We start from the raw sequence: 22,551 nt of genomic DNA, 5'->3' as shown, positions 1-22,551 counted from the left end.
GGCATCAATTACCACGTAGGGGCAAGTTCAAGGCCGGAACCGGCTCACAAACAAGACAAGGATTCTCATGAAGATCGGCATTGTAGGAGCAGGATCAATCGGAGCGACACTCGCCCGCAAACTCAGTGGAGCTGGCCATGATGTGAAGGTTGCTAATTCCCGCGGCCCTGAAACCATCAGTTCGGACATTGTGGCGGCGGGAGCCAAGCCAGTAGAGGCAAGCAGCGTCGCCACCGACGTCGATGTCCTCATCACGTCCATACCGCTCAGCCGGATGCCGGAGGTCAAAACCCTTATCGAGGACCTCCCGGCCCACGCGGTCATCGTCGATACGTCCAACTACTACCCACTACGTGATGGACGGGTGGATGCCCTGGAAAACGGGATGGTCGAAAGCGTCTGGATCACCCAGCAACTCGGGCGTCCCGTGGCCAAGGCCTGGAACGCCATTACGGCTGGGTCTTTCGAGGCCTATGGACGTGAAGACGGCGATCCCGATCGGATCGCGATCCCCGTGGCCGCGGACCGCGACCACGACAAAGCGGTGGCAATGGCCCTCGTCGAGGAAACCGGCTTTGACGCGGTCGACGCCGGATCCCTGGCGGAGTCGTGGCGCCAGCAGCCCGGATCCCCCAGCTACTGCACCGATCTCACCCGCCAGAAGATACCCCACGCCCTTGCTTCAGCCGATAAGGCGCGGAGCCCACACCGACGCGACATCGCTCTTGCTGCCATTACAGAACGCTTCCCGAACTATTCGGATGTCACCGCCGATTACCTTGTTCGACTTCACCGGGCCCTCTACAGCTAAACCCGTGACTATTCGCCAGCAGCCCCAGGACCAAGGAGCATCAATGAACCGTAAGGAAGATATCGTCATCGTTGGGGCTGCCCGGACTCCCCAGGGCCGGTTGATGGGTCAGCTCGCCGCGTTGTCCGCCGTCGAGCTCGGCGGCGCTGCAATCGCTGCCGCCCTGGGCAGGGCAGGCATCAGTGCGGATGCTGTTGACGCTGTTCTCATGGGACAGGTAATCCAGGCGGGCGCTGGCCAGAACCCTGCACGGCAAGCAGCTGTAGCGGGCGGCATACCGCTCAATGCCCACGCTGTCACCGTTAACAAGGTATGCCTGTCCGGACTGAGCGCGATCATCGAAGCCAGTCGGCTACTCCAGCTTGGCGAAGCGGAAGTAGTCATCGCAGGCGGACAGGAATCAATGAGCAATGCCCCGCATCTGCTGCCCGGCTCGCGCGCCGGGCAGCTGTACGGAGATGCCGTGCTGTCGGACTCTGTTGCCCATGACGGGCTAACCGATGCCTTCGACCACGAGTCCATGGGCCTTAATACTGACCGCGCCAATGACGTACACGGCATCGCTCGTGCCGAGCAGGACAAGGCCGCTGCAGACTCCCATCGACGGGCAGCAGCGGCCCAGAGCGCAGGGTACTTTGATGCGGAAATTGTTCCGGTCAAAGTGCCGCGTCGGCGGGGAACGGCTGAATTGGCAGGCATGGACGAGGGTGTCCGTCCGGACAGCAATGCGGAGTCCCTCAGCAAACTCCGGCCAGCTTTTTCCCCTGGCGGTACCGTAACGGCAGGCAACGCATCGCCGCTCACTGATGGTGCTGCCGCCGTCGTCCTTACCACGCGCGGATACGCAGAGACCCATCGCCTGGAGATCTGGGCTGTGCTCGCAGCTCATGGACAGATTGCCGGCCCCGACACATCCCTGCCGGACAAACCAGCGCAAGCCATTGCGAAAGCGCTCGGAGCCGCGGGCTGGACCGTAGAAGAGTTGGATTTCGTGGAGATCAACGAAGCGTTCGCGTCCGTAGCCCTCCACTCAGCTGCGCAGCTCGGAATTGCGATGGACAAGGTCAACGTGAACGGCGGCGCCATCGCTCTCGGACACCCCATTGGCGCCTCCGGGGCGCGCGTGGTTGTCTCCGCTGTCTACGAGCTGCAGCGCCGCGAAAGGGGCAAAGTTGCTGTGGCACTGTGTGGTGGAGGCGGCCAGGGCGAGGCGCTGCTCCTGTCCCGGACCCGTTAGATGACTGGAGTAATTGAGCCCATGAAGGAGGCTACGCCGAACACCGGCAAAACGGTGGACTGGGCTGCCGAGCTGGACCAACTGCGTGTCCTGGTCGCCAAGCAGGAGCTGAACGAGAACATGATCCGCTATTGCCGGGGCATGGACCGGAAGGAACTGGACCTGATGAAGTCCACCTACTGGCCTGAGGCGACTGAGGATCATGGCATGTATATGGGCCTGTCCCATGACTTCTGCGACTGGGCCTATTCCATGCGGCGGGAGTCCTCCCACAAGGCCAGCCACTACGTGACCAACATACTCATCGACCTCAACGGCAACGAAGCCAAGCGTGAAACAGCGTTCATCTACCGTACGGTTCCAGCCGACGGCGGCCCTACGGACCTGCTTTTTGGCCGTTACCGGGATCTCTGTGAGCGGCGCCAAGGGGAGTGGAAGGTGCTCGCGAGGACTTGCGTCTGGGACGGGGCGCAACGGCTCGGTCCGGAAGCGGACGTAGCCGAGCTGTTTGGCATCCCACCCACGTCGAACTTCGGCGATCGCTATCCGCACGACCCGATCTATGCCACGGATTGGGGAAAAGCATCCCCTGTCCAGACCACGAATGCAAAGGAGCATTTCAATGACTAGCGACCAAATCCTCGCTGGAAAGCACATCCTCATTACCGGCGCCGGTCGCGGCCTCGGCGAGGCTTATGCACACGCGGCCGCAGCGGAAGGTGCCCGCGTCGTCGTCTCGGACATTAATGCCGAAAGTGCCGAGGCTGTGGCGGAGGCGATCAATCGGGAGGGCGGCGAAGCATTAGCCGTCGCGGCCGACGTCACCGATTGGGACAGTTGCCAGCGGCTTGTCTCGGCGGCGGTAGAACGCTTCGGGAAACTTGACGGCCTGGTAAACAACGCCGGCTATTTGGAGACCGTGACTGCCGGGCAGGAGACCCAGGAGCACATCCGCCGCCACGTGGACATAAACGTCTGTGGTACCTACTTCATGTCAGTCCATGGCCTTGCCGCCATGGAGGGACGCGGATCGATCGTCAACGTGACCTCGGGCGCGGTTGTAGGTCTCCGGATGATGAGTGCTTATGCCGCAGCCAAGGCGGCGATCGCCTCGTTGACTTTCGCCTGGGCAACCGAGTTCGGCGCCGAAGGTGGAGACATCCGGGTAAACGCTATGGCACCCCATGCCGACACACCGATGATGACGGCCGGCACCGAGGCGTACACGAAGTTCTTCGGCGGAAACCCCATCGCGCCGCCGCCGTCCACAAACGCTCCAGTGGTGCTTTATCTCCTGTCCGACCTCAGCAAGGGAGTAAACGGCCAAGTGGTCCGTTTTGCGAACGGGCATGACCTCATGCTGCTTTCGCACCCGGCCGTCGTCGACTCCGCCCTCACCCGCGAGTCATGGACGCCCCTTGATGTCAGCGCTGCGTTCGATGACGTGCTGCGCGCCAGGATGCAGCCGTGCGGCCAACTGACGTACATGGATTCCCGCATCACGGAGCCAGAACTGACGGAGTTTGCAGGAGTCAGCCAGTGAACGAGCGGAATGAACCCGCGAAGCGCAGCGTCGACGTCCTGATTATCGGAGCTGGTCCGGTGGGACTTTCGGCGGCGATCCTCCTGGGGCGGTTCGGCGTCGACACCCTCGTTGTCGAGCGACGAACCGAGCGGTCGCGCCACCCCAGGTCCCGTGCGGTCAGTTGCCGCACCATGGAGGTTTTCCGCGAACTCGGTCTCGCGGAAGAAGTACGGGCTGCGGCGCTTCCTGGCGGACCACGGCGCCTGCTGGGAAGCGATGCCGTATCACCGTGGCGTTCTGTAGTCACCAGCAGCGGTGCTGACGGCCCCGCCGACACCAACCTCGGTCCGGAGACCTTGGATGTGGTGCTGTGCTCACAGGACGCCCTTGAGCCCATCCTCGTTGACGCGGCCCAGGCAGAGGACACGGTCACGATCGAGTTCGGAAGGACGGTGTCGACGGTTAAGGACACAGGGACAGAAGTCCTCGTGTCCATAGCCGATGATGATGGCTCAGTGGACGTTGCCGCAAAATATGTCATAGCGGCCGACGGCGCCGCCAGCCAGGTGCGCACTGCCCTGGGGATCGGGACGACGGGCGATCAGGACCTGCAGACGGCGGTGAGCGTGCTGTTCCGTTCGCCTGTTATCCAGCGGCGCACGGGCGATCCGTCCAGCTTTATCTATCTCGATAATCCAGAGACCATCGGCGCTGTCGTGATCGCTCCCGTTGACGCGACCGATCGGGTAGCGATGCTGGGCCGCCCACTGGTCATGGACAGGGTGCCCTTCGAGGACATTGACTGGACGACGCAAATACGGGACGCGATCGGCGATCCTCACGAGTCGGTGGAGTTAATGGACGCCCGGACCTGGACTGTGGGCGCCTGGGTGGCTGACAGCTACCAGTCCGGCCGGATCCTGCTCGCCGGAGACGCCGTGCACGTCATGCCTCCATACGGCGGCTTCAACCAAAACACCGGCATTCAGGACGTCCACAACATCGCATGGAAGCTGGCAGCTGTCCTCAAGGGCTGGGCTGATCCTGCCCTCCTGGCCACGTACGAAGTGGAGCGGCGGCCCGTTGCAGTGTTTAACATGGCCGAATCCGTCCGCAACTTCCGATCCATTGTGGGTAACGCCGATGAAGGCCCTCGCTCGTTCCGGCCGGAAAACTTTGTACACCCGGGCCTGGACATCGGATTCCGCTACGACAGAGGAGCGGTTGCGGGACCCACATCGCCGGATGCCGGCTGGCCGGTGGGAACCTTTACCCCAACTGCTGCCGTGGGTGAACGCGCCCCGCACGTGTGGCTCAACGCCGAGGAAACTGCCTCAACGCTTGATTTGTTCGGACGCGAACTGACCATCCTCGCGCGCTCCGGTTCGGAGCCAGCAAGGGAGGCAGCGCGGCGCGCAGACATTCATGGCATTCCATACCGCTTGGTGACGTTCGGGCCCTCAGGGGACTTCGTCGCTGCCGAGGCCGAGTGGGCGGCCGCCTACCGTGTAAACGGGGACGAGGCCATCCTTGTACGGCCCGATGGTCACGTCCTGGCGCGTTTGGACAGCACGGATCCGGCAACACTGGACGGCGCCCTGCTCGCTTACACCGGCCGGAGGATTGCTCCATGATTCCGTCAGAGTTGGACTTGCCGCCGCCGCCATGAGCAGGGCGGACACGAAACGCTATTCCTCGCGCGGATTTTTGCCAAGGACTATTGAGAACTCGCGCTATTTGTATATACAGTTCATATTACGAGAGTTTAGAACGCGCCGGCCGGACGGCCCTATAGAGCGCGCCTCATGGCTCAATCACAGAAATAAGGAGATTCACGATGGCGTGGATAACGTTTGATGATTACAAGGACAAGTACGAGCACATCAAATTGGAGCGTGACGAGGATGGCATTCTGCTGGTCACGTTCCATACGGATGGAAGCGACGTCGTCTGGGGTGTAGGAGTCCATGACAATGTTTCATCGCTCTGGGATGACATCAGCAGGGACCGGGGGAACCGCGTTGTCATCATCACCGGAGCGGGCGACACCTTCATCGACAAGGAAGCCCCGATTGATAACAAGAACTGGGTAACCCCTGAGATCTGGCTCGGCCTTCATCACGACGCCAAGCGCCTTGTGCTCGGCCACCTCGACATCGAGGTTCCGATGATTGCCGCAGTAAACGGTCCGGCGAGGTATCACAATGAGCAGGCGCTGTTGTGCGACATTGTCATCGCTTCCGAGGATGCCGTGTTCGCCGATCATGCACATTTCTCCCAGGGAAACATTCCCGGCGACGGCATGCAGATCATCTGGCCGCTGGTCATCGGCCTGAACCGGGGCCGGTACTTCCACCTCACCGGCCAGGAGATCACTGCGCAGCAGGCATACGAATGGGGTGCCGTGAACGAAGTGGTGCCCAAGGATCAGGTAGTCACCAGGGCATTTGAACTTGCCCGGATGCTTGCCGCGAAGCCTACGCTGACGCTGCGCTCCACGCGGATGCTGATGGTGAACGAGCTCAAAAAGACCATGAATGACGCGGTCAGCCACGGAATGATGACCGAAGGTCTTGTTGCCATGGGCGAAGGCTGGAATCCGACTCCGCTCACGGGACCGGAGCTGGCCGCGGGTGTAAAAACTCCGGCCTGACGCAAATGAAAGCGCCGACGACTTGAGATGTCGTCGGCGCTTTCTGCTCGTGAATCAGTTGCAACAAACTGTCAGGAATAACCGAAGTGGCGGGCCTTGCGGGCCCAGTCTGCCGCATCGATTGCTTCCATGATGGGTATGTAAGCGCCGCCTTCTGCTTCGCCCTCGAGCAACTCACCACGCGCGAGGAGGGAGAGATTCTCGCGAAAGCCCGCTACGGCACCGTTCACTGTGTTGATGACCAGCAGCATCTTTACACCGGCGTCTTCGAGTTCCTGGCGCTCTTCCAGGGTGGGATTCTTTACGGTCACCATGACGTACTTGCCTGGGACGACTTCCGAGAGCTTGGGCAAGTCGAGAAGGGGGTAGCCGCACGGATAGAGCATGTCTGCGCCGGCAGCAGAATAGGCAGCCATGCGTTCAGAGAGGTTGTCGAAGCCAAAGCGGCTGGCATCCGATCGGGCCACGATCACCATATCCGGGGACGTCCGCGCTTCCACGCAGGCACGGATGATGTCACTCATCTCCTCGACGGTGCGAAGTTTGAGTTGCGGCTTCCAGCGCTCCCCGCCGTCTCTGGGTGTCCAAAAGTGCTTCGTTGCAGGCACCATGTCTTCGACCAGCAGGGCTGCGACGCCGGCTTGCTCGGCAAGTTGGACGCCACGGAACGCTTGAAGGGGTGATCCTCCTGCATCATCAAAGTCGAGAATGAGTGGCAGGTCTGTGACTGCGGTGATGCGCCTCCCGGCCTCGATGAGTTCTCCCTGGGAGATAAAACCGTTATCCGGCACCCCGTAGTGGAAGTTGGAGTAAGTGCCCCCGGCGATAAGCACGACATCGAAGCCGGCTTGCTCAATCAACTTCGCTGAGAGTGCATCGTAGGCTCCCGGCGCGATGATCATTTTGGAATCCGCGAGCAGTTCCCGGAGTCTTTGCGCGGGTTTCATGGTTATTTCCCTTCATTCCATCCGAAATTGTGGCTAGCACGAGAAAGAAGAAATCCTCGTGGAAAGTAGCAATGTTACTATCGTATCACGGTAGTAACATTCACCATTTGAAAATAACGAGATCAGCAGTCCGCAGCTCTCTTCCCATCATGACGACCCAAAGGATGAACGATGCAACAAACCCAACCTCAAGCAGGAGCAAGCAACAAACAGAGTGAGCCAAGCGTTCACGTCAGCAACTCCGGGGGAGTTCGCATCATGGCGATCACCCGTCCGCACAAGCGAAATGCCATTGACCGCCCCACAGCACTGGCGCTTGCAGCTGCGTTCGATGCGTTCGACGCCGATGATTCTGCAAGCGTCGCCATCCTCACCGGCGCTGGCGGATACTTCTCGGCAGGCGCTGACCTCGTATCGGTTGCAGCGGGAGACGTCCCGGTCCTTGAAGGACGTGGTTTCGCCGGCATCACCCGTCGGCCGCCCGTGAAACCCGTCATTGCCGCCGTCGAAGGCTACGCCTACGCAGGGGGATTTGAGCTTGCGCTCGCATGCGATTTGATCGTGGCCAGCTCAACGGCCTCGTTTGCCCTTCCTGAGGTAAAGCGGGGACTGATCGCCGCAGGCGGCGGGCTACTCCGCCTACCGGACCGTATGCCGTATCACATCGCGATGGAGCTGGCGCTGCTGGGAGAGCCGATCACTGCGGCCCGCCTCGCCGAGCTCGGCCTCATCAACAGGCTGACGGAGCCGGGCAAAGCACTCGACACAGCACTGGAACTCGCCGGGAAAATCCAGCTCAACGGACCCGTTGCAATGAAGACTGCCAAACGCATCATCTCGGAATCGCGGTATGCCGCAGCGGAGGCGCGCTTCGCTGCCCAGGAAGAAATCGTTGCTCCGTTGCGAAGCGGACCGGAAGCGCGTGAGGGTGCCCTGGCCTTTGTGGAACGGCGCGACCCCGCGTGGGCAGTCACTGCGCAGGGCAGCGATAGCCGCTGAGTTAACAAACTGGAAGTCTGGCGTGGCTTCCTACGTCATTGGCGTCCTATGCCGTGTCGCTCAGGGTCCGCCCCCTCTTAGCGTTGTTTCAGAGCAAAGATCGGTTGAAATGCCGCAGCACTAACATCCATAAACACGAAAGGCCAAGGCAACGATGCCCGAAAATCACCAGAAATTGCACTTCGGACCGGCACGTACAGAACTGCACGTAGGCGTTGATCTCGAGCGGATGCGTCGAGAACGCGCTGACCGTATGYGGGCCCTGATGCGCTCCAAGGGCATACCTGCGCTCCTGCTCACGGGCGCGGACAACGTGCGTTATCTGACAGGTTTTTGGTGGGGAGAATTCTCGCTCCAAGTGGGCTATGCATTGTTCTTCGCAGATGAGGAACCAATCGTGTTCGCGCCAGCGGGATCCCTCCAGCAAATGCCCGACCAGGCTCCATGGATCACACAGTGGCGCCCAGCCATCTCTTGGCTCGGCGGCGTGGCGCCCACTTCTGCAATTGCCGAACTGTCGGCCGTTTTCGCAGCCCAGATCCGCGACGAACTTGCATCACGATCTCTCGAGGGCGAGCAGTTGGCCGTCAGCGAGATTGATGAGCCCGGTATGAATGCCCTGGCCGATGCAGGCATCCAAACAATTCCCGGGCTCCCTCTCTTGCTCGAATGCTCAACGATCAAGACCGCTGATGAAATCTCCTGCATCTCGATGGCGGCGAGCTTGAGCACCGCAGGGTTTGAGGCGACCCGGGCCGCATTGCGGCCCGGAACCAAGCAGGCCCAGATCGCGTTGATGGCCCGTCGCGCCATTGAAGATGCCGGTGCGGAAGTGGGAGCCGCCCGTCTGCTCTCCGGACCACTGTCATTCCCCCGTGGGATCAGCGGTGGAGACCGCATCGTTGAGCATGGCGATCTCGCCTACCTCCTCACCTGCGGAACTTCCTACATGGGGTACACCGCGTGTCTCTACCGCCAATACGTCGTGGGCCGCGCCCCGACGTCAGCCGAGCGCTCGTCCTACGCAAAGCTGACGGACCGTTTGGATCTGGCGATGTCGCTCATGAAACCCGGCGCAAGCACAGCTGACGTGGCCTCCGTACTTGCCCCCGCGGAAGATCTTGGCTTTCCGTCCGAGGCAGAGTGTTTCAGCATCGAACTGGGGCACGGGATCGGCCTGGTCAACGCAGGGTCCCGGGCAATCCACTACAACCCGCCCACCATTACGCGCTCGTGGTCGCTTGACCATCCTGAGGAGATCCAAGAAGGCATGGTCATTGCCATCGAAGGTATCGAAGGGCAGCACCGTGTCGGAGGCGTACGTCTTGAGAACCTCGTTGTCGTCACGGCAAATGGCGCGGAACTTCTTGACCACTACCCGCGCCTGGACATGGTCCAAACAGCTGGGTGACCATCCCAGGCCAGACCGACTGCGATTGCGAAACACCGAAGGCTGACATGACCCTGATAGTTGAAAAGCACGTCCCTGTCGCAATGCGCGACGGCGTTACCCTCTCTGGAGATGTGTACCGGCCAAGTGCTGGGGAACCGCGGTCCACAGTTCTGATACGAACGCCCTACTGCAAGGATGACCCCGCGCACGCCAACACGTGGATTAACGTCCTGCGTGCCGTGGAAAGCGGGTGGGCGGTGGTGGTTCAGGACGTACGGGGCCGGTTTCGAAGCGAGGGCGACTTCGTTCCTTTTGTGAATGAAGCCGATGATGGTGTGGACACTATCCAGTGGGTGCGCGGGCAACCGTGGTCCGACGGCAAAGTGGGCATGGTAGGCGGGTCATACGTAGGTATCAGCCAGTGGTTGGCGGCGGCGAAGAATCCTGAAGGCCTCATTGGCATTGTTCCCGCTGTGACCGCCGACGACGTCCATTCCGGTTGGCTTTACGAGGACGACAACGTCGTGTTGGGATTCCTTGCACACTGGGTGTCGATTCTCCTCGCAAGCGCCGGTATGGATGAAAATAGCCGTCCGCGGATCGCAGGCCTGGAGCGGAACGTCGCAGAGGGGAAAATCCGTACTTTTCACCAACTCATCGAGGAGGCGGGGGAATTCGCGCCGTACCTGCGCGACTGGCGGGACCGTAGCCGTTCGCTGGTGGATCCGGAGCTGGCTGGGCACGTTGAGGTGCCGGCATTTGTCATCGGAGGCTGGTTCGACATTTTCCTTCCAGGAACGGTTGCCAGTTTTGTCCGACGAGAGGCCATGGGTGCGCGGAGTCGCCATGATCGCCTCTTGATAGGGCCCTGGGCGCACGGTCTCATGGGCGGATGGTTCCCGGCGCGCTTCTTTGGTCCTGCATCATCGTTTGACAGCCTGGACCCGACCTCCCTTCAACTCGGTTGGTTGGAGGAAATACGCGACGGCCGCAACCACGCTGACCACCCTGTGAGTGTTTTCTCCATGGGAGCTGATGAATGGCGATGCTTCTCAAGCTGGCCACCGGATGACGCCCGCCGAATGCAGCTTCAATTACGCTCCAGCACGCCGGACCGTGCTAAAACGAGTGCGGATACCTACGGCGTGCTGTCACTGGAGCCACCCGTACCGACAATCGGCGGGCGAACATTCTTCCCGGGCTACAAGGTGGGCGCGAATTCAGGTCCGCGAATGGTGGACGCATTGAGTGCGCGCCACGACGTGCAGACCTTCGTTTCAGATCCACTGTTCGAAGACGTCGAGATCCTCGGGTCGGTCACGTGCAGCCTCAAGGTGGCGGCCACGGGTCCCACGCCTGTGGTCATCAAGCTGGCGACACTTGATGACAACGGCTCCTCGGAGCTGCTCTGCGAGGGGTCCTCATACAGCAGTGGGGACGGTGGAAGCGGGAAGCCAATCACCGTGGATCTTGGATCCACCGCGATCCGGCTTTCGAAAGGAACCCGCTTGTGCGCTTACCTTGCCAGCTCAGATTTTCCACGGTTGGAGGACGGCCCCCGGACATCTCTGGAAGTTTTTCACGGGGAAGGGGGGCCGGTACTGGAACTTGACGTACTACGGCTGGGTTGAGTCTCCTTCTTCTTCGTCGAGGCGACGGGCTTCCATCAGAGCATCGAGGCACACCTGGAAGTGCTCCTCGTTGGTAAATCGATGAAGCGGGACCGTAATCGTCAGAGCAGTGCGGGGGCGTTGCGAGCCTTCGAAGAGAGGAACTGCCATGCCGCAGACGCCCAGGACGTATTCCTGGTGGTCCAGTGCGTAACCACGCGATCTGGTCACCTCAAGATCGGCCAAGAATTCAGGAAGGGTAGTGATCGTATGCTCGGTTCGCCGCGTGAGTTCACCGTCTACGAACCGGATCCGTTCCAGTTGTGATTCGGGACCGAAGGCGAGGAGGGCCTTGCCTGAGGCGCGAGCATGAATGTCGCCGGAAACGCCAACCCTAAGATCCGCTACCCGAACCGCGTGGCTGCCCTCCTCAACGGCGACCACAGTGACAGTGCCGCCTTGCCACGCGGAAAGGTAGGCGCTTTCGCCGGTAGCATCAACCACCATCTTCAAGAGACGCAGCGCCAGGGGCGAGGGACGCCAGTCGTCTTCCACGCGCGAACTAAGATCCAGGATTTTCCCGGCGGCGAGTTTGTAGGTGCGCTCGTTACGTTCCAGATAACCGGCATGTACAAGCGTCGCCAGTAAATGGGAGGTCGTCGCAATGTGCAGGTTTACCGCGCTCGCGATGGACTGGGCCCGCATGGGCTCCTTCGACGCCGCAACGACATCAACGATGTTCAGGGCCCGGGCAACCGACTGCACCAGGTCTTTCGGAGCTTCGCTGTCGGGAGACGGTTTGTCGATTGTCTTAGTTGTACTTGCCATGCGGAAATCATACGCACATGGCGAAAGGAGAGCTACAACGCCATGAGAAAGAGTCGGTACCCGGGGACAGCATTTTATCCGTTGACAGCAACTAGAAAGCTAGCGTAGTTATTACATTATGAATGCAACTATCACATCAAGAGAGTTTGAGCGGGATGGCGACGCTGCCAGGTCCGCTGCCGGAACGGAATCTGGAGCTCTGCTGCCGAAGGTTCAGTTCGCAGCTCCTGTCCCGATAGGAAAAGTGGGGCAGATAGGGATCCTTGTGCCGGACCTGGACGAGGCCATCGACTTGTACGGGCGAGCCTTCGGCATCGACGAGTGGACTTGTTACAGCTATGACCAGGAGTTCATGCCCTGGTCACGCTTTGGCGCCGAGGAAGGCGCTTTTGCCATGAAGCTCGCCATGGGCGGGTCCAATCCCCAGATCGAGCTCATCCAGCCATTGGCCGGTCCAAGTATCTATCACGAGTTCACCGAACAGGGGCGCACCGGCCTGCACCACTTGGGCGTCTTCGTGGATAGCTTGGATGACGCGATCACGCTGATGGAAGGGTCCGGATATCGGGTTACGCAAACCGCGCGTGGCTATGGCCAGGGCGGCGACGGCGGATTTGCCTACTTCGATACCGAACGTGATCTCGGCGTCGTGGTCGAGGCAATAGAAGTCCCCGCCCGCCGCAGGCCGGGGACCATCCGACGTACTGGAGGAATGTAAATGTTGGATAGCAAGGCCGTTTTGAGCCCGGTGCGCATCGATAACCCTCTGAAGGCAGAGAGTGTGGCGGTGGTTGGCCCCTCCCGGGACGCATGGAAGACCTCGGGACGGACCTTGGATTACCTCGCCCGGCTCGGCTTCGAGGGGCGGTACTACGCAGTCAGCAGCGTGCACAAGGAAGTGCTCGGTGTACCCACCGTGGAGAGCCTCTCCGACCTCCCCGAGGTGCCCGACGTTGCTGTCCTCGTGGGTCCGGCCGACAGGGTCATCGAGGATCTTCGCGAGTGCGTGGCGCTCGGCGTCCCCTTCGCGGTGGCCTTCGCTGCCGGCTTCGGTGAGACCGGCAGGCACGACCGCGACGAGTTGCTCCGTGCAGAATTGGCCACGGGCACCACCCGACTTATCGGGCCCAACTGCATCGGCTTTATGCACGTGGGCCGGTCACTGACCGCAACGTTCTCCTCGGTCCTGCAGCGTAGTGCGATTCCGGCAGGTCACGTGGCCATGTTCAGCCAGAGCGGCGGACTCGGAAACGCGCTCATGCAATCCCTTGCCGCACGCGGCGCGAGCGGCTTGAGTGCATGGGCCAGCTCAGGAAACGAGATCTCTACGGGCTTTACCGACTGGGCGCAGTGGTTGGGCGCTGATCCGGACACGCATGTCCTCACCTGCATCGTCGAGAGCTTCAGCGCAAACGACGACCTCGAAGCCGCTGCAACCGCTGCGGGGGACCGCGGAATCCCGGTCATCGTCCTGAAACTGGGACGGTCCACCCGCGGCGCGATGAGCGCCCAGTCGCATACCGGGAAGCTGGCGGGCAGCGGCCGTGTCGCTCTGAGCGTCCTGCGCCACCGTTTCGGAATGGTGTGTACCTCGCCTGAGCAACTCCTTGATTTGACCGAGACGTTCGACGTCTTCCATGGACGGCTCTCCGGCGGTGACCAGGAACTGACGGTCGTCACGACTTCCGGCGCCCAGGTGGGGCTCTGGAACGACCTGGCCGATGACCGCGGCCTGACTTTCCGGGATCTTGAACCAGATGCGCTCCAATCCATCGGCGATGCGGTTGGCAGCAATCACCTCGGCAACCCCATCGACGTCGGAGTCCAGTCATCCACTGCCGACTACCTGCGCATCCTTGAACGGGTCTTCGCCACGACGTCGGACGGTTGGGTTATCGTGACGGCGACCCGGCTCGCGCACGATTTCGATGAGCTGGCGGCCGGTATCGCCGGGATGAGCATCCCGGCGGGAGTACGCGTCATGGTGGTCCCGTTGTCCGAGGACGACCGGGTCACGGCCGCCCAGGCCGGGATCCTGCGCAAAGCAGGAGTGCTTTCCCTGCCTACAGCGGGGCGTGCGCTGGATGCCATCGCGGCCGCATCTTCATGGGCCCAGGTCCAAAGAACCCGTGCCAACCGCGGAGATCTCGTGGGGACGGCGCTTAAGACGACGACGACTGACGGGACGTCCAACCTGACCTGGCGTGACGTGGCTGAATCCTTGGCGGAATCCGGTGTCCCTGTGCCCGCCAGCCGCGCCGTCCGTGATGTCGACGGCGTTGTCCAGGCTGCCGAGGAGATCGGCTTCCCAGTGGCGATCAAAATTGACGACGCCGAGATCCTGCACAAGGCAGACGCCGGCGGCGTTTTCATCGGCGTCAACGACGCCGACAGCGCGCGTGCGGCAGCCACCCAGCTCGCATCCCTCCAGGGGGAGGCCGCGACGATCTCTGTCCAGGCGATGGCACCAGGGAAGACCGAAGTCCTCCTGGGGCTTCGACGCGATCCCGAATTTGGTCCGGTCCTCGTCATCGGCGCCGGCGGCGGGATGACTGAGGCAATCGACGATATAAGTATCCTTCCGCTCCCGGTGTCCCGGTCGGAGGTCCGGCAAGCCATCTCTGACGCGCGCGTTGTGGCCACCAGCCTTCGCGGTGAGGCCGGCGGGAAGACCCTCGAGGCCCTTACGAGCAGTGTGATCGACATAGTTGCCTGGGCCGAACGGCACGGGAACATCCACGAGTTCGAATTCAATCCCATCCTTGCGGACCCGGCGACAGCAACCGTCACGGTCGTCGATGCTGTCGTCTCAGTCCACACCACCTCGTTAGGACCAACAACATGACCAGCGCAGCTACTGCCGTACCGGCAAAGCAGATCACCGATGAAGACGTCGCTTACATGAAGAGCTTCATCGGTGAGTCAGCCGTTATTGTGCAATGGAACGAGGAGGCCAGCACCGACTCGATCCGCCACTACGCGTGGGGGATCGGCGACGAGAACCCGCTGTGGCTATCCGACTCGTACGCGCAGACAACGCGGTACGGTACCCGGATTGCACCCCCCACCTTCCTCTACTCCGTGTGTGACGCCGAAGTCGCAATGGGCATGTCAGAGGGCCTCCAGGCCATTCATCTTGGTGCCGACCTCGACTTACGCCGGCCGATCCGGCTGGGGGAGCGGGTGCGGGCCCGCGCCTTCGTCGAGGACGTACGCGAACGGGTTGGCCGCCGGTCGGGCCGCCTCGTGGAGCAGGTGGGGCGCACCGATTACTTCGTCGGCGAAGAGCTGGTCGGGATCGTCCGTAACACGATCGTCTGCGTGGCTCGAAGTTCCGAGGCCCAGCGGATGCACGAACCGCGAGACCCCCATGTCTACACGGACGAGGAGAAGGACCAGATCCGAGCCGCGATCCTTGCTGAGGAGATCCGCGGTCAGCGCACGCGTTTTGCTGAGACGGTATCCGTCGGCGATGTCGTGCCGCAGGTGGTCAAGGGTCCGCTCGACCTCATCACGATGACTGCGTACTACGCGGGCGCAATCGGTACCGCCGGCTACCGCGGCGTCGAGACCCGAGTGCGCCAGCAGGAGCGAGTGAGGAACGGCGACCCAAGCGCGCCGACGAACCTCGGTCCCGAGCACTTCCTCTCCGAGCCCTTCCCGAGCTTGGGACACCAGGACGCTGCCATGGCGCATGCGATCGGTATGCCGGGCGCGTACGACAACGGCAACCAGCGCGTGTCGTGGATGTCGCACTGCGTGACCAACTGGATGGGCGACGACGCGGATCTTGTGTCGCTTTCGGTCCGCATTAAGCAACCGGGTGTCTTCGGTGATACCCAGTGGATCGGAGGCGAGGTCACGCGCGTGTTCCGCGATGAGACCCATGGAGCATGCGCTGAACTCACACTGAAGGCCATTAACCAGTTAGGTGTGGAGACCACGAGCGCCGTAGCGATCGTCGCCTTGGCCGAGACCCGCACGAGTTGACGCTAACCGGGTGGATGACTGGCTGACGCATTTTCCCGCCATATTGGCGTCCATTGCCATGCCGGTCCTGCCCCAGCGGCTCTTAGCGTTATTTGTGAACCGTTATTTGTGAACGAGGATCGGCAAAGAAGCCGACGCACTGACATCAAAGGAGATCCGGTGGGCTTTTCAAACGTACGAAATCAGGCAGACGGGACTGAGGAATATTCCGTCGTCGTGATCGGCGCGGGCATGGGGGGCATCTACGCCCTCCACCGTTTTGCAGATCTGGGACATGACGTCCACGGCTTTGAGGGAGCAGACGGCGTCGGGGGCGTCTGGTATCACAATGCCTACCCGGGTGCCCGCGTGGACTTGGAGAGCCACAGCTACTCCTTCATGTTTGATCCCGAACTTTACGCGGGATGGGACTGGAGCGAACGATACGCAGCGCAACCCGAAATCCTGCGCTACCTGAACTATGTTGCGGACCGCCTCGATGTGCGCCGAAACCTTTCGCTAAGCACCTGGGTGACGTCGGCTGAGTGGCAGCCGCATGAGAACAAATACTTGATCAAGACCAATACGGGCCGGACAGTTTGGGCCCGCTACCTGGTCATGGCGACCGGACAGCTGTCAAAGCCGCGCAAGCCGGACTTCCCCGGCCTGGATGATTTCCAAGGTGAATGGCATCAAACCGGCCACTGGCCACAAACCCCCGTCGAGTTTGCCGGCAAGCGCGTGGCAGTCATAGGAACGGGCTCTTCAGGCGTGCAGGCTGCGACCGAGATCGCCAAGACCGCCGGGGAACTCTATGTCCTGCAGAGGACCCCGAACTACTCGATCCCTGCACACAACGGGCCAGCGGACAGGAGGAAGAAGGCCCGTCTTAACAAGAAAGTCCTGCAACTGCGTGATGAGTCATACGATTCTCCAGTTGGGTACGTCATGCAGGGCTTTGCGGGCAAGGCTTCAGACTTTTCCGAGGAACAGCAACAGCAGATTCTCGAGTCGAGATGGGCGTTCGGGGGCCAGACTTTGCTCGGAACTTTCTCGGACCAGGGGACGAACATCGACGTCAATAACGTTGTAGCTGAATTCGTCCGCGGCAAGATCCGCGACATGATCGATGATCCGGAGACCGCGGAGAAGCTGATGCCAACCTCCTACCCAATCGGCATACGGCGCCTCTGCATCGACACCGGGTACTACTCGATCTTCAATCAAAGCAACGTCAGTCTGGTTGACTTGAGAAGTGATCCGGTGGAGCGCATCACCAAGACCGGGATCAAGACCCGGAACAATGAGTACGAGGTTGATCTCATCGTTTTTGCCCTCGGCTTCGAGGCCTTCACCGGGGCCCTGGACCAGGCCAACGTCCGCAATGAGCACGGCCAACAGCCCAGCGACCGGTGGAACCATAAGCCGCAGACCCATTTGGGGGTCATGACGCATGGATTCCCCAACCTGTTCATGCTTACCGGCCCGCAGAGCCCCAGTGTGCTTGCAAACTTCTTCGTGGGGAACAACCAACACGTTGATTTTGTAGCGGACATCATGGCGCACGCCGAAAAGAAGGGCGCCGTCCGCATTGAGGCCAGCCTTGAGGCAGAGCGGGAGTGGGGCGAGCACTGCAATGAGATTGCGGAGCCGCTGTTGCGCCGGGCCGTGGACAACTACATGGTCCACGTCAACAAATACGACGGCTCGCGCTATTTCATTCCGTATGCCGGGGGCTTCGACAAATACGTCAAAAAGGTCCAGGAAGTTGTCTCCGATGACTACCGCGGCTTCATGTTTTCGAAGGCGTTCGCGTCCGGCAATGCAGGAGAAACCGGGAATGAAAGCCGGAGCCGTGACGCGGTTCTGACAGCAAAGTAGATAGACAGCCAACGGGCTCCCCGGAAGCAGGACTGGACATCCAGTTCAGGCTTCCGGGGAGCTTTTGTTCTTGCGGGCAGTGTTCGGCAAGGACACATCTTGGCGCAGTTTCCTTCCTTGTTGGCGCCGATGGCCATGCCGCTGCAGCCCCATCCGCTCATAGCGTTGATGGTGGGCCAACTACCAGGACATGAAGGAACAACCATGGACAACATACTTGAAGGCAAGACAGCAGTAATCACCGGTGCGGGTTCAGGCATGGGTTTGGCAACCGCCCGCCTGTTTCATCAACATGGCGCAAACATTGTCCTGGCGGACTTCTCCGGGGCCCAGGAGAAGACGGCAGTCGAGCTGGGAGACCGCACGGTGCCGATCCAGGCTGACATCTCAAACTCGGTAGACGCCAAGGCCATGGTCAGCTTGGCCGTCAGCGAATTCGGTGGACTCGACATCCTGTGCAATATCGCAGGAGCCAATGCCCCAATGGTGCAGCACCATGAGGCGCTGGAATCGGACTTCGACAAGATGATCAACGTGAATCTCCGGGGTGCTTTCCTCACGATGAAGTTTGCCATTCCGGCAATGTTGGAGCGCGGCGGGGGATCGATAGTCAATGTGGCTTCAGCCGCAGCCTTGATGGGAACGCCCTTGTATGGCAGCTACAGCGCCTCCAAGACCGGCCTCCTGGGATTGACCCGCACCATCGCGCTTGAATACGCGGCACAGAATATCCGCGCGAATTCCATCTGCCCGGGCCCCATCAGGACTCCAATGATGGAAGAAGCCCTCGCGGAAAACCCTGCGGCCGCCGACTACCTCATCAATATGGTTCCGGCACGTCGGGTCGGAACCGCAGAAGAAGTAGCCAACGCCGTCCTGTTCCTCGGCAGTGAGCAGTCTTCGTACATTACCGGGATCGCCCTGCCTATTGACGGCGGCCAGACCGCTGCGTAGGGGTCCCGGCGTATTCGGTCCGGGAGTGGTTCAAGGGCGACCACTCCTCGGGCGCGAGAGGAAGAAATCATGAGCCAAAAATTTATGACCCGGCCGAAGGTCAGCGCGTTCGGCAACGACCCCTTGGTGGTGCGAAGCACGTTCGCGCAGTTTCCCTCCGGCGTTGCAGTGCTCGCGATCGAAGCAGGCGACGAGAAGCATGCGCTCGTCGCCTCATCGTTCATGGTTGGAGTGTCGCTGGAACCGTGCCTGGTTGCGGTAGCTGTGCAGAAGTCGTCGGAGACGTGGGAACAGATCAAGGACGCTGCCTCGCTCGGGGTTTCGATCTTTGGCAAGGGGCAAGGGCATCTGACCCGCAAGCTCGCCGGCAAGGACCGCGCTGCACGGTTTGAGCAGGTGGCAATCGACGTCGGTGAGGACGGGGCCGTGTTCATAGAAGACGCGGCATTGTGGCTCGAGTGCTCCATCCATGAGGTTTCAGAAGCCGGCGACCACTGGATGGCGCTGCTTGAGGTGAAGAAGCTGGGAGTCGGGGAAAACGAGCCGCTCATCTGGCACGGTGCAAAGTTCCGCGAGCTTGTTAACTCCCGGTCGATCGACGTCGTGTAGCGGCCTGGGCCGGTTGCTGCACGTGGGAGCTAAATACGCGCTGGGAGGAAAATATGAGCGCCATTGATGCGGTGTCCAATGTCGGGTTTCCGTCACTCGCTGCGCATGACATCCCGGCGGACCGTACCGTGATAGCGGCCGTGGTCCAGTGGCGGGACAAAATTGCCCTGTTCAGAAGAAGCGGAAATCTTGGTCACGACTGCGGTCTTTGGCATTGCATCACCGGTTTTATGGAAGCCGGTGCCACGCCTGAACAACAGACCCTTGAAGAGTTATTTGAAGAAACCGGCCTCCAAGACAAAGATCTCCTGGCCCTCCTGCCGGGCCCGGACGTGGTGGTGGCCGACGGTTTGGGGAATCCGTGGCTCATCCACACTTTCACTGCTGTGACGTCCCGCTGGCGGCTGAAGATCAACTGGGAAAACGACGCCTACCGGTGGACCGCTCCGCACAAGGCCAAGCGGTTCGCCAACCGGGTGGCCTGGCTGGACAATGTGCTCGATGCAACCGGTCACGTCCCGGCCATCATTTCGGACCCTGAATCTGGGCCGGTCCCCGGATGCTCCACCTCCAATCCACTACTCTCAAAAGAGGAATAGATATGACCACCCTTGGAATTATTGGCACCGGAAACATCGGTGCTGCCATAGCGCGTCTGGCCGTAAGTGCCGGGATCCGTGTAGTGCTGTCCAACTCCCGCGGCCCGGAGACCCTAGGCGGCTTCGTCTCAGAGTTGGGACCCCTGGCTTCCGCCGGCACCGTCGAACAGGCCGCAGCGGCCGGAGACGTTGTGGTGCTGTCCGTGCCGCTCACGGCACACACCGCCGTTCCTGCCTCCCTCCTGGAAGGGAAAGCTGTACTGGACACCACCAACTACTACCCGTTCCGGGATGGAAGGGTGGCTGAGCTCGACGAGGAACGGCTCACTACGAGCGAGCTTGTCCTGCGGCACTTTCAAGGAGCCGGCCTGACAAAGGCATTCAATAACATCCTGGCGCACCACATTCCGCAGCTGGTTCGCCCCGCCGGCGCCTCCGATCGCACCGCCCTTCCGGTGGCGGGCGATGACATCTCTGCCAAAACCAAGGTAATGGGCGTCATCGAGCAACTGGGTTTCGATGCGGTGGACGCTGGCGCGCTGGCTGAGAGCTGGCGTTTCGAGCCGGAAGCCGCTGCCTACACCAGGCTTTACCTGGCTGACCCCGCAACCCCGGACGAAAGCATGCTCGAAGCTCCCGCGGCACCTGTGTCAGCTGAGCGTCTGGGCGAGGCCCTGAAGCGGGCCGAACCAGTGCGGGTCGCCGCACGCACGTTCTAAAAACCCCAACGAGGGTAGTCAAAGAAGCTGCCTGACGTTTGAAGTAGAAAGTCTGGATATATGTCTCTCACAGATGCTCAACTAACTGAGTTGTATGACAAGCAAGCCCTCCACGACAATCTGATGTTGTACGCGAGGGGCGCGGACCGGCACGACCGCGAGCTGATGAAATCCACCTACTGGCATGATTCATTCGATGATCACGGCAGCTACGTCGGAAACGGCCATGGGTGGGCCGATGCAGCCATGACCTGGCACGACAAGATCCACAGTTGCAGCCACCATATCTCCAATGTCTTGTCCGAGATCGACGGCAATCGGGCGAAGCGCGAAAGCATGTTCATCTGCGTTGTCCCCTTCAAAGAGCCCGAAGTAACAATGTTCCAGGCAGGCCGCTACCGCGATCTGTGCGAGAAGCGCGATGGCGTGTGGAAGATCCTTCATCGGACCTGCATCTGGGACTGGATCGACGTCCGGCCCATCAACTCGGATTGGGACGTCGTAAATGTCCCTCGTGTCTCACACTGGGGAGCTTGGCACCCGGAGGACCCGATCTACCTGGACTGGGTGGACAGCCCACCGACGGAGTTCTCGCGGTAGTCACTGCATCTGCGGCGACTGCCTTCCCTGGACCAACGTTGTCTGGCCCAACACTAAAGCGCCTGCCGGCTCCCTTTACAGGGGCCGGCAGGCGCTTCTGTGTGTTCCGGCGTTTAGCGGGCGTAGGGGTCGGCGATGCCGATGTATTGGGTGGTGGTGTATTCGTTGATGCCTTCGGAGCCGCCTTCGCGTCCGAGGCCTGATTGCTTGACCCCGCCGAAGGGTGCTGCGGCGTTGGAGATGACGCCGGCGTTGAAGCCGACCATGCCGAACTCGATCTGCTCAGCGACACGGAGGAGGCGGTTGAAATCTTTGCTGTAGAGGTAGGACGCGAGCCCGTACTCGGAGGCGTTGGCCAGGCGGATAGCGTCCTCTTCGCTGGTAAAGGTGGTGACGGGGGCGACGGGTCCGAAGATTTCCTGGCCCAGGATCGCTGCGTCGTTCGGGACGTTGGACAGGACGGTGGGCTGGTAGAAGTAGCCGGGTCCGTCCACGGGCGCACCGCCGGTGACAGCAACAGCTCCGGCGTCGACGGCGGCACTCACCAAAGCGTGCACATCCTCCCGGGCCCCGGCGTCGATCAGCGGACCAACCTGCGTGGTGGTTTCCGTTCCGCGGCCGGTCACCAGCGCGCCCATGGCGGCGGCGAACTTGGCCGTGAACTCCTTTGCGACGGATTCGTGGACGAGGAACCGGTTGGCGGCGGTGCAGGCTTCGCCCATGTTCCGCATCTTCGCGGCCATGGCGCCTTCGATTGCTTTGTCGAGGTCGGCGTCTTCGAACACGATGAACGGGGCGTTCCCGCCGAGTTCCATGGAGGTGCGGAGGACGTTCTGTGCGGCGTCGGCCATGAGCCGCTTCCCGACGGGGGTGGAGCCGGTGAAGGAGATCTTCCGCAGGCGGGAGTCCTTCAGCAGCGGCCCGGAGATCCCGGACGCGCTGGAGGAGGCGACGACGTTCAGGACTCCGGCGGGCAGGCCGGCGTCGAGCATGGTCTTCGCGAAGTACTGGGCCGTCAGGGGTGTGAGCTTGGCGGGTTTGAGAACCATGGTGCAACCGGCCGCGACGGCGGGGGCGACCTTGCGGGTGGCCATCGCCAGCGGGAAGTTCCACGGGGTGATCAGCAGGCAGGGTCCGACGGGTTTGTGCTGGACCAGGATCTTGTTCTTGCCTTCGGGCGTGGTGAGGTACCGGCCGTAGTCGCGGACGGTTTCTTC

Annotated in this window: 21 protein-coding genes; 18 read left to right on the top strand and 3 right to left on the bottom strand. The window is 61.3% G+C overall.

Features of this window, described 5'->3' with window-relative positions:
* The first annotated feature begins 67 nt into the window (after positions 1–67).
* The 6 genes from AB4Y87_RS16930 (at position 68) to AB4Y87_RS16905 (ending at position 6,226) form a co-directional block, all read left to right on the top strand.
* Entirely contained in the window at positions 68–811 is a 744-nt protein-coding gene (locus AB4Y87_RS16930) for an NADPH-dependent F420 reductase (RefSeq protein WP_442005473.1), read from the top strand.
* A 43-nt stretch (positions 812–854) separates the two neighbouring features.
* Entirely contained in the window at positions 855–2,048 is a 1,194-nt protein-coding gene (locus AB4Y87_RS16925) for an acetyl-CoA C-acyltransferase (protein WP_442005472.1), read from the top strand.
* On the top strand, positions 2,049–2,678 hold the full coding sequence (locus AB4Y87_RS16920) for a nuclear transport factor 2 family protein (RefSeq protein ID WP_431115046.1): 630 nt from the start codon (positions 2,049–2,051) through the stop codon (positions 2,676–2,678).
* Positions 2,671–3,591, top strand: a complete 921-nt coding sequence (locus AB4Y87_RS16915; protein ID WP_442005471.1) for an SDR family NAD(P)-dependent oxidoreductase — start codon at positions 2,671–2,673, stop codon at positions 3,589–3,591. The genes AB4Y87_RS16920 and AB4Y87_RS16915 overlap by 8 nt, the downstream gene beginning before the upstream one ends.
* Positions 3,588–5,207, top strand: a complete 1,620-nt coding sequence (locus AB4Y87_RS16910) for an FAD-dependent monooxygenase (protein WP_442005470.1) — start codon at positions 3,588–3,590, stop codon at positions 5,205–5,207. The genes AB4Y87_RS16915 and AB4Y87_RS16910 overlap by 4 nt, the downstream gene beginning before the upstream one ends.
* 203 nt (positions 5,208–5,410) lie before the next feature.
* A complete protein-coding gene (locus AB4Y87_RS16905) occupies positions 5,411–6,226 on the top strand; it encodes an enoyl-CoA hydratase/isomerase family protein (RefSeq protein WP_442005469.1) in 816 nt (271 codons plus the stop codon).
* A 71-nt stretch (positions 6,227–6,297) separates the two neighbouring features.
* Here the strand turns inward: AB4Y87_RS16905 and AB4Y87_RS16900 are convergent, their stop codons facing one another.
* Positions 6,298–7,173, bottom strand: coding sequence for an isocitrate lyase/PEP mutase family protein (locus AB4Y87_RS16900; protein WP_442005468.1), 876 nt, complete (start codon positions 7,171–7,173; stop codon positions 6,298–6,300).
* A gap of 171 nt (positions 7,174–7,344) precedes the next feature.
* On the opposite strand from AB4Y87_RS16900, the gene AB4Y87_RS16895 reads away from it, so the two are divergent.
* The 3 genes from AB4Y87_RS16895 to AB4Y87_RS16885 all read left to right on the top strand — a co-directional run bounded on the left by AB4Y87_RS16895 (position 7,345) and on the right by AB4Y87_RS16885 (position 11,196).
* Complete coding sequence (locus AB4Y87_RS16895; protein WP_442005467.1) at positions 7,345–8,172, top strand: crotonase/enoyl-CoA hydratase family protein; 828 nt, start codon at positions 7,345–7,347, stop codon at positions 8,170–8,172.
* A gap of 154 nt (positions 8,173–8,326) precedes the next feature.
* Positions 8,327–9,583 carry a M24 family metallopeptidase gene (locus tag AB4Y87_RS16890; RefSeq protein ID WP_442005466.1) on the top strand — a complete coding sequence of 419 codons (1,257 nt, stop codon included), beginning with the start codon at positions 8,327–8,329 and terminating at the stop codon, positions 9,581–9,583.
* A gap of 47 nt (positions 9,584–9,630) precedes the next feature.
* Positions 9,631–11,196, top strand: a complete 1,566-nt coding sequence (locus tag AB4Y87_RS16885) for a CocE/NonD family hydrolase (RefSeq protein ID WP_442005465.1) — start codon at positions 9,631–9,633, stop codon at positions 11,194–11,196.
* Here AB4Y87_RS16885 and AB4Y87_RS16880 read toward each other — a convergent pair.
* Positions 11,182–12,003: an IclR family transcriptional regulator gene (locus tag AB4Y87_RS16880; RefSeq protein WP_442005464.1), complete on the bottom strand. Its 822-nt coding sequence runs from the start codon at positions 12,001–12,003 to the stop codon at positions 11,182–11,184. The genes AB4Y87_RS16885 and AB4Y87_RS16880 overlap by 15 nt on opposite strands.
* 118 nt (positions 12,004–12,121) lie before the next feature.
* Between AB4Y87_RS16880 and AB4Y87_RS16875 the strand changes: the two genes are divergently transcribed.
* The 9 genes from AB4Y87_RS16875 (at position 12,122) to AB4Y87_RS16835 (ending at position 21,334) form a co-directional block, all read left to right on the top strand.
* A complete protein-coding gene (locus AB4Y87_RS16875) occupies positions 12,122–12,721 on the top strand; it encodes a VOC family protein (RefSeq protein WP_442005463.1) in 600 nt (199 codons plus the stop codon).
* Entirely contained in the window at positions 12,722–14,848 is a 2,127-nt protein-coding gene (locus tag AB4Y87_RS16870) for an acetate--CoA ligase family protein (protein ID WP_442005462.1), read from the top strand. It abuts the gene before it with no gap.
* Positions 14,845–15,993, top strand: coding sequence for an FAS1-like dehydratase domain-containing protein (locus AB4Y87_RS16865; RefSeq protein ID WP_442005461.1), 1,149 nt, complete (start codon positions 14,845–14,847; stop codon positions 15,991–15,993). Before AB4Y87_RS16870 ends, AB4Y87_RS16865 begins: the two co-directional genes overlap by 4 nt.
* Positions 15,994–16,152: 159 nt before the next feature.
* Entirely contained in the window at positions 16,153–17,853 is a 1,701-nt protein-coding gene (locus tag AB4Y87_RS16860) for a flavin-containing monooxygenase (protein WP_442005460.1), read from the top strand.
* A 204-nt stretch (positions 17,854–18,057) separates the two neighbouring features.
* Positions 18,058–18,807, top strand: a complete 750-nt coding sequence (locus AB4Y87_RS16855) for an SDR family NAD(P)-dependent oxidoreductase (protein WP_442005459.1) — start codon at positions 18,058–18,060, stop codon at positions 18,805–18,807.
* Positions 18,808–18,876: 69 nt separating this feature from the next.
* The gene (locus AB4Y87_RS16850; RefSeq protein ID WP_442005458.1) at positions 18,877–19,416 is read left to right on the top strand and encodes a flavin reductase family protein; all 540 of its coding nucleotides are present in this window, start codon (positions 18,877–18,879) and stop codon (positions 19,414–19,416) included.
* A gap of 53 nt (positions 19,417–19,469) precedes the next feature.
* Complete coding sequence (locus AB4Y87_RS16845) at positions 19,470–20,015, top strand: NUDIX domain-containing protein (RefSeq protein WP_442005457.1); 546 nt, start codon at positions 19,470–19,472, stop codon at positions 20,013–20,015.
* Between the two features lie 2 nt (positions 20,016–20,017).
* Positions 20,018–20,734 carry an NADPH-dependent F420 reductase gene (locus tag AB4Y87_RS16840; RefSeq protein ID WP_442005456.1) on the top strand — a complete coding sequence of 239 codons (717 nt, stop codon included), beginning with the start codon at positions 20,018–20,020 and terminating at the stop codon, positions 20,732–20,734.
* Between the two features lie 60 nt (positions 20,735–20,794).
* Positions 20,795–21,334 carry a nuclear transport factor 2 family protein gene (locus AB4Y87_RS16835; protein WP_442005455.1) on the top strand — a complete coding sequence of 180 codons (540 nt, stop codon included), beginning with the start codon at positions 20,795–20,797 and terminating at the stop codon, positions 21,332–21,334.
* A gap of 113 nt (positions 21,335–21,447) precedes the next feature.
* Here AB4Y87_RS16835 and AB4Y87_RS16830 read toward each other — a convergent pair.
* Positions 21,448–22,551, bottom strand: a 1,104-nt coding sequence (locus AB4Y87_RS16830) for an aldehyde dehydrogenase family protein (protein ID WP_442005454.1), incomplete at its 5' end; no start/stop codon positions are given.

Origin of the sequence: Paenarthrobacter sp. RAF54_2 (genome assembly GCF_052113945.1) — a bacterium.
GTDB lineage: Bacteria > Actinomycetota > Actinomycetes > Actinomycetales > Micrococcaceae > Arthrobacter.
Note: the sequence above shows the minus strand (reverse complement) of the source record. Positions and strands in the feature narration are given on the sequence as shown.